Source organism: Paraburkholderia tuberum STM678 (assembly GCF_902833905.1).
Taxonomy (GTDB): Bacteria; Pseudomonadota; Gammaproteobacteria; order Burkholderiales; family Burkholderiaceae; genus Paraburkholderia; species Paraburkholderia tuberum.
In genome coordinates this window covers 53,333-64,456 of sequence record NZ_CADFGP010000046.1, presented here as the reverse complement: position 1 = coordinate 64,456, position 11,124 = coordinate 53,333, and the positions used below count along the sequence as shown (strand labels likewise).

The following is an 11,124-nucleotide window of genomic DNA, read 5'->3' as shown; positions in this document are numbered from 1 at the left end:
GCCATCGCCGACAGCCTCAACAGCCGACCGCGTGCTACGCATGTATTTCATTCGCCATTCGAGGTGTTCGAACGTATGCTCGCAACCGCTTCGATAACTTCAGCTTCCGTTCATTAACCCGCTGTTGCGCTTCACCTTTGAAACCGCCCAACAATTCCACTATACAACCTTTCATTAAAACAACAGCCGGACTAGCAAAAACCCTTTTAAATCAACGAATCCACTATACAACTTTATTTTGTCTCAACACTACCGGCCGGCGTCGGTGGCGCACACGCGCCGTGTCTGTTTTCCTAGCTCGAAAGGTCAGCACTGCTCGCCGCACGTCCAAACAACGACAGCAGCCATCGATAAATCCAGCTACACATCGCGGCGCTGCCAACACATGCAGCCACGAACGCAACGCCGACGCTTGCTTGTCCAATGACTGTCAGATGAATGGCATCAGAGGTAGCAACAACCACTTCCATTGTCACGATACCGATCAGAGAAAGAATACCTAATCCCGCAGCCAGTACCAGGCAGATCAAGTGCGTGACGCCGCTAATGTTTTTCATCGCGTTTTCCGTGGTTACTTCGCGTCGCGCGAGTAGTGCGCTTGCAGCACGCTCAAATCCTGCGTCGCTTCCACGACATGCGGGCGATAGGCCCGCGCCTGCGACGCAAGCATTTCGACGTCGGGAAATTCACCTGTGTCCATCGACAGAGCCACACGGAGCCGCGCCGTTGCGGCCGACCGACGATGACTTGCCAATGAGGCGTGCACAGCATGTTTGAGAATCGTTGCCATAGTTTTCCTATACGCTTGTGGCCGGCCGATGCTTGCGCATCAGGTGGTCATAGCGAACGGCTGCGAATGCGATGTAAGCTCGGCCCACGGTATGGCCGATGAACGTATTCGAGCGCGAAGCCGTGAATGAATAGTGATCGTGCTCTTGACCGTCCGCTTCCATGACCTTTCTGCATTCCACAGCCGACGAAAAATGCTCCCCATACCAACGATTCACTAGCGCAACGCTAAACGCGGCCAGTAACGTAAGCAGCGTTGCAATCGAAATAGTCATCGTAGCCAAAGTCATCGCGCTGTTTTCCGTCTTTAAAAAGGGCCACCAGTACGGGCCGGCCAACACGCCGCGACAGGGACGTACTGCCACGGTAAGCCGTTTTCCGTTGCGTTACCGCTTTAAGCGGCCCGCGTGAACTCTTGCTTTGTTTCTTCGCTGATACTGGTGTTCATCAGTTCTCCGTTTTCCTAGGCCGAGTTTTTCGGGGTGGTTCTTATGTACTCGCAAACCAGCGCGGTCATCGCCTTTAGCGCACGCCGATCAATCTCTTTCAACACGCGCAAAGAGACCGGCTCTGCGCCGATTATCTCCGCAAGGTCATTGCCCTGACAAACAAGCGCTTGATGAGCGATCAAATTGCGGTCGGCCCGGATCGTGTCAAGCATCTCAAGTAGCTCCACGTTGTCGCTCACCTTCTTGGTCGGAGCGGCAGAGCCGTCGGTGTCGGACCCGGCTGATATGCCGGACATCGACGCGGATACCGCCGACGGCGACGACGAGGAGGGCGATGAGGACAGTGAGGTCGGGGAGGGGGATGCGGCGAGGGGGAACGAAGCGCGTCTGAAACAGCTCACGAGCGACAGCCTCGCCATATTTGCGCGAGTGCGCGAACTGTTCGATCAGCTTCCGCGTGCCGAGGCCGCGCAAGGCAAGGGCCACGCAACCTTCGCACGCGGGTGTGAAGCGATCCGGCGCGAGCTGGCGCCCATCCGCTTCACGGCGCGAACCATCGATCGGCTGTGTGCCGACGTGCAGCGACAGGTCGCGCAGGTGCGAGCGGTCGAGCGGCGTATGTTACAGATTGCCGTTGACCGGTGCGGGATGCCGCGCGAGAAGTTCGTTGAGTCGTTCCCGGGGCACGAAACCGATCTTGGGTGGACCGAAAGGATGGCCGCGCGGTCGCGCCAGTACGGCGCCGCGCTCGAACGCAGTCTGCCTGCGATTCAGGCCGAACAGGAGAAGCTGATCGATATCGAAGCGAACGCCGGGCTGCCGCTGCAAGAGTTGAAAAAGATCAACCGGCAGATGATGGCGGCCGAGTCGAAAATGCGGCAGGCGAAGCGCGAGATGATCGAGGCGAACCTGCGTCTTGTGATCTCCATCGCGAAAAAGTACGTGAACCGCGGCATGCATTTTCTGGATCTGATTCAGGAAGGCAATATCGGCTTGATGAAAGCCGTCGACAAATTCGAATATCGACGCGGCTGGAAGTTCTCGACCTATGCAACGTGGTGGGTGCGGCAAGCCGTCACGCGTTCGCTTGCCGATCAGGCGCGCACGATTCGCGTGCCAGTGCACATGATCGAGTCGATGAACAAGCTCAACCGGATTTCACGCGAGATCCTGCAGCAGACCGGACGCGAGGCTGATCCTGAGGCGCTGGCGCAGCGCATGGAACTGCCGGAAGAGAAGGTTCGGGGCATGTTGAAGGTCGCGAGGCAACCGGTGTCGCTCGAGACGCCGGTGGGCGAGGACGCCGACGCGACGCTTGGCGATATGATCGAAGATCCAATGGCGGCATCGCCCGCGGACGCGGCCGTGCAGGCGAACCTGCGCGCCGCGATCGATGAGGCGCTCGACGCGCTGTCGCCGCGTGAAGCGAAGGTGCTACGGATGCGTTTCGGGATCGATACCACGACCGACCATACGCTCGAGGAGCTCGGCAAACAGTTCGATCTGACGCGCGAACGGATCCGGCAGATCGAAAGCAAGGCGATGCGAAAACTCATGCACCCGAGCCGCGCCGACAAGCTGCGGCAATTTCTCGACCATTGAGCCACAGACCGGCGCATCGCCGTGTTGCGTTGTCTCAGTGCCGCTCGCTGGTTCCGCGCCCTTCTTCACGCGGTTAGGTGGAGGGCCCCCCGCTGGCAGAGGGCGCCTACGATTGCGCTGGCCAACGTTGTTCGCCGCGTATCTCCGCCAAGGTGAGCTTTTGCGGGAACCCACCACAACTCGGCCTCGCGCAGTTGGTGGGTCAAGGACGGGATCCGCAGTCATCGTCGACCGGAAAAGGGGCGACTATTTGCGCGCACGGGGCCCAGGCTACCTCGATGCGCCATTTGCGTCACAGAACAATGGAACCTGGCACGCTACCACCGACTCACAACAGGACCGCGTGCTGCAAAAGTTCCAGAGCTTTCAGTTCGTCCAGTCTGCCCGTGCGTGCCTTACCTGCCAGCGTCTTGAGCAATGCTTCCGCTATCGGTTCGATACCGTGAAGATTGTCCAGGCTGGTCACGGAAGCGGAGAGAAGCGGTACCAGGTTTCGCTGCGGTATTGCGGCGGCTGGCAGGGACTGAACGGTTGCCGGGGTGGCCGCCGGGACCTCGCCAACGCTTTCTTCAGGTGAGCGACCGGCAAGTTCGCCGGGCAAATCGGGTACATGATCGTGCGGACTGACGACGATCGTCTCTTTCTCTCCTGCGACATCGGCCGAAACAGGCAAGGGGCTGTCCGGATGGCCCAGGGTGTCCGCCCGCGCACGCCCCGAGTGCGCCTTCGCATCGGCGGGCTTCCTTCGCACACGGCCGTTTGTCGCGGCCGCAAGCGGCTCGTGTTGTTCAACGGATGAGCGACCGCGAGAAGCAGGGGCCAGCAGACGCGACACCGACTCTGGAATATCGGCTTCGGAGCGCGGCGTGTCCAGCCAGCCAGTTGGCAAACCAAGTCGCTCGGTGAAGCGGTTGGCTTCGACATCGTCCATGCGTTTCTTGCCATATAGCCGATGGGCCATGTTGGATCCGCTCATCGCCATGACTACACCAAGTTTTGCTTTCGATCCGTTGCGACCCGTGAGAATGTGGAGGTTGGCGCGTCGAATGTTTTCTACCGCGGCGCTGTCGTCTACCGCCAGTGGTCGCTGTTGGTTTCCCCCGACAGATGTCCTGGGTTTCGAAGGTGAACCTTTTCGCGGCGCACGTGGGGCAGGCGGTTCGGCCATCTGGCTTCGACTGTTTCTGACGGCCCTGGGCGAGTCGCCCGTTGCTTTTTTCGGCATCTGCGCTTCCCCCGACAAACTGTCTTCAGGATATGGTTGCTGGCCGCCGTGAACGGCGGAAGGCGGCATGGGTGTTTCCGACACTTCTTCCGGTTCGTCGTCGGCCCGGACGAAATCGAGCGGCGATTTCAGGCGGGCGATGGTTTCGGGCGCAAGCGCAGGATTGGGCTGGTCAAAGAAACCGTGAGGCAAACCAAGCGTGGTTTCCATGTGAAAGGCGGTCTCTGGCGTGAACCTTTCACCCTTCGTCAGCTCGGCCACTCGCGCCATGTTCGATCCCAGTCCCAGCGCGATATTCTCCGCGCCTACCGTATCCACCAGGAACTGGAACGATCGTGTCTTGAAAATGGAGGCAGTGTGGGCAGAGTCCCGGGCAGGTGCATTGACGTACGGCGGTTTCGGCCGGTTCGGCTGGGACTGTTTGACGTGACGAGGTTGGCGCTGGCCGCTGTCCCGAGATCCCGCATATCGTCCGCGGGTTTGACTCATATAGTAGGGCTCCATGCGATCACTGGTGTGCTGAGTGCGATTATAGATGACGTGATGCTGGCATTGGATGCCGAACGACGCGATAGCGCGAAAACAGACGGCGGGAATCCGGCCATAGTGTGGTACTGGTTAACGTCCGCGCTCTCCGGTCGCGATCCGGTGATGCTGGCCTGCGAAGCAATGCACAGTCAGCCTTTTGCCGGTCACACGAAATCGTCAGATATCAGGCAGGCGATGGAAGACTGATGCGCCGGCTCTCTCTCGTTCAACGCAAAGCGCGGCCGGCGGTTGATGCGTCGGTGGTTAGCGAACCGGGGCTGGTCAGTCTGCCCCCTCGAAAGTCCGGCCGAACATCTGCTGGCCAGAATGATTCGGTTTGCCAGGCATTTCTCGCGAACGTGCCATCAGTGATGCACGAGATCTGCCGATCTCCGAAGCACCGGGGCAGCGCATACACCACCTTGCCGATTCGCATCGCCGGTATCGATCAATCGATCAATCGGGAAAGCCTGCTCGCCGGTCGGCGCGGTTATTTTCTCGCTTTGCATTTCGCGAGGACCTGCATTCAGACAATGCGGGTCCTCGTATCACGAAGAACGGAGAGTTTCTGTGCTGCAATGTCGGCGCTAGCCATTGATGACAGCGTCCATCGAGTGGCGGATGTCGCCAATGCCTGACGCAAGTCCCAGGGGAAGAGGTCGCGATAGTGACACTTAGTGACGCTGCCTGCGTCATCACGAATGCGCCCGACAGAACGTGAGGTGCTGACTACGTATGGATCTGACCGCTTCGATCCGGGGACTGACACACGCGGCACCACTTTGCCTGCCGGCGTATCTGCGGCCAGCTCAACGCGGCTTCACCTCTTAACCTCGTCCTCCGAGTCGTCCGGCGGGCGGTAGGGCACCTTCACCGTAGCGCTGCCAGACGGCGTTGGCAACGCATGTCACCCCCGCCGCGCCGATAGCTCTGTATAGCCTTCGTGCGGTCCTGGGTAACGCTCTTCTCTTCGGCACCCCACGCGCCCTCCCAGTAAAGCCCGAGATTGTATCCTGAGGCCTTGTGGCCCAGCGTGATGGCCTGCTCCTAGAGCGTGAGCGCGCGGCTCGTATCGACCGGCATGCCCCGCCCAAGGCGTGCGCTATCGGCCAGCGCTGCAGCGGCCATGCCGCGAAGATGGCCGTCCGCGGTCTCATCCTTCATCACGTCTTCGAAGATCGCATTACCTCTCTCAAGGTCCGCCTCGCCTCCGGTTGGTGTGACGAGAGAAATGGCCATTGCCATCCGCCAGGCGGGATGCCGGTTAGCACCAATGCACTCAAGCAACCAGCGGCCGAGATGCGGCGCACGACTGAGCGTGCTGGTGAGAAGAGCATTGGCGATCGCGGCGAGCGACTCGGGCGACAGAAACCCGGTCTTGTTTGCCGCAATGACGTGACGGGAAAACTTCTCGACATCCAGAGTAGGGTCAGCGAGGCGCAACTGATGCCATTCACGCTCGATCGTTCCTACCCAGCTTTGCATTTGCATGGTGAGCAACACGTTGGTGAGGAATGCACCTGATTCTAGCTCACCTTTCGTGGAATGCAACTTTCTGAGTTCGTGCGTCCCGTTTGCATGCGTTCGCCAGATGGAGGGTTGCCACCGTTTCCCCGTCTCAGTCAGATGACGATTCTGAGCAAAGCTTCAATCTTTGTGCTGTGATCCAGCGGGGCGGTGAGTCGTGCACAGAGTTACGAAGCGTTGGCAGGCACTGGTGCCTCCTGCAACATCAAGGCGGTGGCGCAGACCGTAGTGGATTACCAGGCATGGATGGCGACGGTATTCATATCGCGACTTGTGGCAAGATCCGAACCGGATGGCAGAGACGGGTTCGCGAGCCCATAGGCAAGTCTGTTTGCCAGCCTGCTTCGCACGACGTTGGAGAAGGAGACTGTCCCACGATGGCTGATGCATTTGAACTCGTTGCCCTGGCGTTGCCCGGCGACGTCGCCCCCGAGTCACTGCCCGCCATCGTCCGCCAGTTCGTCGCGGATTGCTGGATGAGCCGCAGCCAGTTGATCGCCCGCGCCCGGCGCCTTGCGCTGCGGCCGTCGCTGCGCGCCTATCGCCCGAGCGCGCCGGGAGACATCGGACACTTTGCGCTCACACTTATGGCGGGCGCGCAGACCGTGTCCCTGATCGCGCATTTACGCCGCGTCGCACAGCGGCGCGCATCCGCACGCAATCGCAACGCGGCCACCGCCTCGCGACCGCCCGCGCGCGATCCGCGTCAGACGTCGCTGTTCTGAAAGGGCGCCGAACTCGACGACCGTCATCGAATGGGGTGCCACGCAGGTGCGCGAGTTCATGAGCACGATCGAGGCCATGACGCAAAAAATCTACGGCGGGCTTCTGCGCGATGCCGCGCACGGTCGCGTGCCGCTGGCGGCGAGGCACGTCGACGATCAGACTGGGGACGCCGTCCGCAACTTGTCGGAAGACAATTGGTTGCCGGGATTCGACGCTAGTCGGGAGGATCACCCTGGCTCCACACTCCCCATGCGGATGACCCCTGTTTCAAGCTTCATCCTGTCTTCACGAAAAGAGGCTCTTTTGCCCGTCTGTTTGCGTAAAAGCGGGTTCTAGCATGAGCGTATTCTTTCACACGTCACGAAACAACAGGCGTGATCGGGGTAGCGAGGAGAAGAGCGCGGCCCCGCGGCTTCGATATTGCCGCGGGGAATGCGTCGACTATTCGCCCAGCCACGAAACCGAGCAACCTCGTTGGTGCACGGTAGCGGACCTTTCCATGCTTCATCGGTTACGCAAACAAACGCACCCGGGTAAGGGTGGCAAAGCCGGTGACGGAAGACCGCCGGATGGCCGTAACTCTTTGTCAGCAGCGTGTGCACGTCCTCTCACGGACGGTCCCCGGCAACAGGGGTGCGCACGCCGATTGACAACGGTTCTGGTCTCTCAGATCTCTCGAAGTGCGCGCCACCTCCCGGCTAGTCGGTCGAACAACAAGTAATCGAGGAGCGACCATCAACCAGATGTTAAGTCAGCACTGCAGATGATGCTACGGAGTCGCTGGCAAATTTCGATCCGGCGAGTGGCATCCAACGCGTTGGCGCCTCACTACCTCGCGCAGCGGAAGCTACGGTTCATTCGATACCCACGAGAGCGCACTGCGCTTTTCATTAGCCGTGTTGATCGCATTGATTGCAGCGGACGACGTTTCTATCCCATTCTGTGCGGTGTGCAGCTTATGACACCTGGCCAGGTGATGACATCGGCTTCGCAACGGATAGGCCAGCTCGCATCTACCTGGGGGACCAGTTCGGCCGGCAAGTGGACACGTCCGTTAGAAGCGCACTCCAGCGTGCTGCCGGTGTTGGATGCCGAGGGTCTGTCGCGCGTGGTCTCAGCTCTGCGGCAAGGCAAACGTTGGCGAACTGCATCCCGACGATGTAGCCGCATGGCGCGAGGCTGAGGATGAGTGTCCCGTTTCCGCGCGCTGTCGAGTCGCTATGATAAGGCGTCGGTGCCGAGGACACCGACGTCGTGTTGTCGGCCATTCCCGACATTCAGGTATCGCATCTGTCAGGCAGCTACGAGTCGCTTTGCCGACGTTCGCACTTCGGCGGCGGCCAGCGTCTGCTGCCACTGCAACCGAATGCGTACTTGCGACCCGGTCCGGTCACTCAGGACGAGTTTTCGTCCGTCGGGTTTCGGATCGATCTGAGACGGTCGCTAATGATGCAACCGCCTTTTATGCACGCAATGTCTTGGACAGGACGTTAATCTCGCGTGAATTGTCGGCAGTACATCGGTGAGCGTGTCTAAAGTTGGGAATTGTCTAGCACTCTGCCCAGTTCCTCCAGGGTATAGGGTTTGCGTAACGCCTTCCAGCGGAACGTCAGCGCCGGGACATCAGGCATCTCGTTGCCCGAGGCAAAGATAACGCGCAGCCCTGGCTGTAACTGAACCGCTGTTTCGGCGAGTTCGATTCCCGACATGCCAGGAATGGTGAGATCGGCGAGCATTACGTCGAACGCCTTGTCCCTGAGCCAACGCAGCGCCTCTTCCGGCGAGCCAGTCGCATCCGGAGCGTGTCCGAGCATTTTTACCAATTCGCTCGTGGCTTCCAGTAACGCAGGATCGTCGTCGACCAGAAGAACCCGGAGACATGTCGTGCCAGCATTTGCTGCTGACAGCGTTGCGTCCTGGTTTCCACGGGTCGCGCAGGTAGCGCCGAGTATCTGGCGGATCTTGTAGGCGAGCTGTTCCCGGCTGTATGGCTTGCTCAACAGTTCAACGCCCGGGTCCAGCCGTCCACCGTGAATAACCGCGTTCTGCGTATAGCCGGAAGTAAACAGCACCTTCAGACGCGGCAGAAGCTGCACCGCCTGCGCGGCCATGTCGGGACTGCGCAGGGACCCGGGCATCACGACGTCCGTAAAAAGCAGGTCAATATGGATGCCACTTCGAATCACGGTCAACGCCTGCTCTGCGCCGTCTGCCTTCAGCACGCTGTAGCCAAGCCCCGTCAGCGTATCGACAACGGTAGATTGCACTTTCAGATCGTCTTCCACTACGAGGATGGTCTCCGTTCCGCCCAGCAACCTGACGCTCGGTCTCGCAGGAGGCTCGATTGCCGTTTCGGTGGACCGCGGCAGGTAGATCTTGACGGTCGTGCCGTGCCCGACCTCGCTATAAATGCGGGTATGTCCGCCGCTCTGCTTGACGAAACCATAGGCCATGCTTAAACCCAGCCCGGTTCCCATCCCTTCAGGTTTCGTCGTGAAGAATGGGTCGAACGCCCGCTCAAGCACATCCGGCGGCATGCCAGTGCCAGTGTCGGTGATGGCTAGCATGACGTACTGGCCTACCGGCACATCGGGCAAGCCGGCAACATACTGATCGTCGAGCATCGCATTGGCCAGTTCCATGGTCAGCTTTCCGCCATCGGGCATCGCATCGCGCGCGTTGATTGCCAGATTGAGGATGACGTTCTCCAGCTGATGAATGTCCACGATCGTGTTCCATAGCCCGCCAGCAACGACCGTCTCCACCTCAATGGTCTCTCCAAGTGCGCGCCGCAACAGATCATCCATGCCCCGTATCGCGGGAGCCAGGTTGATCACAACCGGTCGCAAGGGCTGCCGACGTCCAAAGGCGAGCAGTTGGGACGCTAGTTTTGCGCCGCGCTCTACCGCGTCGATCGCCTTGTCGAGCCGCTCCCGGGTCCATCCGTCGCTGGCATGATGGTTCTCCAGCAGCTCCAGGTTACCGCGCAATACCTGCAATACATTGTTGAAATCGTGCGCGACGCCGCCCGTCAGCTTACCGATGGCTTCCATCTTTTGCGACTGGAACAATGCGGTCCTGGTCTCTTCGAGCACCCGGTTCGCTTCCATCCGTTCCGTGATGTCACGGGTGATCTTCGCAAATCCAGCAAGCGTTCCATCTTCGTCGCGGATTGCGTCGATCACGACATGCGCCCAGAAACGGCTGCCATCTTTCCTGACCCGCCATCCTTCCGCTTCAAATCGCCCTTCCCTTGCAGCAGCGGTCAGCCCGCGCTGCGGCAGTCCTGTCGCGGCGTCTTCCGGCGTGTAAAAGCGCGAAAAATGCGAACCGATGATTTCTTCTGCAGCGTAGCCCTTGATTCGCCGTGCGCCGGAGTTCCAGTTTGTGACGACACCTTCCGGCGACAGCATAAAGACTGCATAGTCAGTCACACCGTTAACCAGCATGCGGAAGCGTCGCTCGCTTTCCAGCACTGCGTCGTGTGCGGCCTTTTTCTCCGTGATATCGCGCACGATGTTCACATAACCGGCAAATTGCCCATCTTCCGTATGCAATGCGGTAATCACGTCGCTGGCCCAGAACGTTGTGCCATCCTTACGGATTCGCCACCCTTCGGTATCGCGGCGTCCTGTGCGTCGGGCGATTTCGAGGCCAGCCGCGGGCGCCCTTTGTTGTCGGTCATCCTCTCTGTAGAGGGTGTCCAGCATTTGGCCGATGATCTCGGCGGGCTGGTATCCGTGGATAGCTATGCCGCCGGGATTCCACGTCAGAATCCGGCCGTCCGCCGAAATCGCATAAATTGAATAGTCAGAGACAGATGCAACCCACTTGTCCGTCCAGTTCTGGATCGTATCGCCTGGTTGCTGTTTGTTCGACATATTGGACTCCCGGTTTGACAGACTTTGACAGCTGACATGGCCGACCAACATATTACCTCGTCATTCGATGCGATCAGGGTAGGCGGCCGGCACGCTCTTGTCGTTCCTGGCTCGACCGAACGATCAAGGTCTTTTACTGCGGCTCAAGCCGACGGCCAGCTCAACGTAGACGACGCTCCCGCAGGCGGGCGAGATCGGAGAATCGTGGCGAAGGGAAGAAAGCGTTGAAGATGCGTTGCCCGCCTCTGCTGCGATGGTCGGTTGACCGCAGCGAAACGGTAACCGGCCATTCGGCGGTTTCCCGCGGGTGTCTCGTTATGGCCGGTTTGACCCGTTCGACAATGACATCACAAAGCTGACGCTGGCGTTGACCGATGGGTTTGAACGGTGACTTACG

11 protein-coding genes and 2 pseudogenes are annotated in these 11,124 nt (G+C 59.7%); 6 read left to right on the top strand and 7 right to left on the bottom strand.

Annotation, left to right across the window (positions count from 1 at the left end):
- Positions 1–117 (top strand): annotated as a pseudogene (locus HWY30_RS43120) (IS30 family transposase); the annotation flags it as partial.
- 176 nt (positions 118–293) lie between these two features.
- Here HWY30_RS43120 and HWY30_RS30620 read toward each other — a convergent pair.
- The 4 genes from HWY30_RS30620 to HWY30_RS30605 form a co-directional block, all read right to left on the bottom strand.
- Positions 294–557: a hypothetical protein gene (locus tag HWY30_RS30620; RefSeq protein ID WP_143037326.1), complete on the bottom strand. Its 264-nt coding sequence runs from the start codon at positions 555–557 to the stop codon at positions 294–296.
- Between the two features lie 14 nt (positions 558–571).
- Positions 572–790 carry a hypothetical protein gene (locus HWY30_RS30615; protein WP_143037327.1) on the bottom strand — a complete coding sequence of 73 codons (219 nt, stop codon included), beginning with the start codon at positions 788–790 and terminating at the stop codon, positions 572–574.
- Between the two features lie 7 nt (positions 791–797).
- Positions 798–1,154, bottom strand: a complete 357-nt coding sequence (locus HWY30_RS30610; RefSeq protein ID WP_143037328.1) for a hypothetical protein — start codon at positions 1,152–1,154, stop codon at positions 798–800.
- Positions 1,155–1,252: 98 nt separating this feature from the next.
- On the bottom strand, positions 1,253–1,450 hold the full coding sequence (locus HWY30_RS30605) for a hypothetical protein (RefSeq protein ID WP_143037329.1): 198 nt from the start codon (positions 1,448–1,450) through the stop codon (positions 1,253–1,255).
- 52 nt (positions 1,451–1,502) lie between these two features.
- On the opposite strand from HWY30_RS30605, the pseudogene rpoD reads away from it, so the two are divergent.
- Positions 1,503–2,840: pseudogene (rpoD, locus tag HWY30_RS30600) on the top strand (RNA polymerase sigma factor RpoD); the annotation flags it as partial.
- A 328-nt stretch (positions 2,841–3,168) separates the two neighbouring features.
- Here rpoD and HWY30_RS30595 read toward each other — a convergent pair.
- A complete protein-coding gene (locus HWY30_RS30595) occupies positions 3,169–4,554 on the bottom strand; it encodes a hypothetical protein (protein WP_090812588.1) in 1,386 nt (461 codons plus the stop codon).
- 54 nt (positions 4,555–4,608) lie between these two features.
- On the opposite strand from HWY30_RS30595, the gene HWY30_RS30590 reads away from it, so the two are divergent.
- A complete protein-coding gene (locus tag HWY30_RS30590) occupies positions 4,609–4,800 on the top strand; it encodes a hypothetical protein (RefSeq protein WP_143037330.1) in 192 nt (63 codons plus the stop codon).
- Positions 4,800–5,231 carry a hypothetical protein gene (locus tag HWY30_RS30585; RefSeq protein WP_143037331.1) on the top strand — a complete coding sequence of 144 codons (432 nt, stop codon included), beginning with the start codon at positions 4,800–4,802 and terminating at the stop codon, positions 5,229–5,231. The genes HWY30_RS30590 and HWY30_RS30585 overlap by 1 nt, the downstream gene beginning before the upstream one ends.
- A 409-nt stretch (positions 5,232–5,640) precedes the next feature.
- On the opposite strand, the gene HWY30_RS30580 is transcribed toward HWY30_RS30585, so the two are convergent.
- Entirely contained in the window at positions 5,641–6,144 is a 504-nt protein-coding gene (locus HWY30_RS30580; RefSeq protein WP_244145070.1) for a sel1 repeat family protein, read from the bottom strand.
- 353 nt (positions 6,145–6,497) lie between these two features.
- On the opposite strand from HWY30_RS30580, the gene HWY30_RS30575 reads away from it, so the two are divergent.
- Complete coding sequence (locus HWY30_RS30575) at positions 6,498–6,845, top strand: hypothetical protein (protein WP_090812171.1); 348 nt, start codon at positions 6,498–6,500, stop codon at positions 6,843–6,845.
- Between the two features lie 58 nt (positions 6,846–6,903).
- Entirely contained in the window at positions 6,904–7,182 is a 279-nt protein-coding gene (locus HWY30_RS30570) for a hypothetical protein (protein ID WP_143037332.1), read from the top strand.
- Positions 7,183–8,378: 1,196 nt separating this feature from the next.
- Here the strand turns inward: HWY30_RS30570 and HWY30_RS30565 are convergent.
- Positions 8,379–10,727: a hybrid sensor histidine kinase/response regulator gene (locus tag HWY30_RS30565; protein ID WP_090812589.1), complete on the bottom strand. Its 2,349-nt coding sequence runs from the start codon at positions 10,725–10,727 to the stop codon at positions 8,379–8,381.
- Between the last annotated feature and the right edge of the window lie 397 nt (positions 10,728–11,124).

What these genes read in the sequence shown, in the direction of transcription:
- HWY30_RS30620 (WP_143037326.1), bottom strand. Translation starts at nt 557, where the DNA reads ATGAAAAACATTAGCGGCGTCACGCACTTGATCTGCCTGGTACTGGCT.
- HWY30_RS30615 (WP_143037327.1), bottom strand. Translation starts at nt 790, where the DNA reads ATGGCAACGATTCTCAAACATGCTGTGCACGCCTCATTGGCAAGTCAT.
- HWY30_RS30605 (WP_143037329.1), bottom strand. Translation starts at nt 1,450, where the DNA reads ATGCTTGACACGATCCGGGCCGACCGCAATTTGATCGCTCATCAAGCG.
- HWY30_RS30595 (WP_090812588.1), bottom strand. Translation starts at nt 4,554, where the DNA reads ATGAGTCAAACCCGCGGACGATATGCGGGATCTCGGGACAGCGGCCAG.
- HWY30_RS30590 (WP_143037330.1), top strand. Translation starts at nt 4,609, where the DNA reads ATGCTGGCATTGGATGCCGAACGACGCGATAGCGCGAAAACAGACGGC.
- HWY30_RS30585 (WP_143037331.1), top strand. Translation starts at nt 4,800, where the DNA reads ATGCGCCGGCTCTCTCTCGTTCAACGCAAAGCGCGGCCGGCGGTTGAT.
- HWY30_RS30575 (WP_090812171.1), top strand. Translation starts at nt 6,498, where the DNA reads ATGGCTGATGCATTTGAACTCGTTGCCCTGGCGTTGCCCGGCGACGTC.
- HWY30_RS30570 (WP_143037332.1), top strand. Translation starts at nt 6,904, where the DNA reads ATGAGCACGATCGAGGCCATGACGCAAAAAATCTACGGCGGGCTTCTG.
- HWY30_RS30565 (WP_090812589.1), bottom strand. Translation starts at nt 10,727, where the DNA reads ATGTCGAACAAACAGCAACCAGGCGATACGATCCAGAACTGGACGGAC.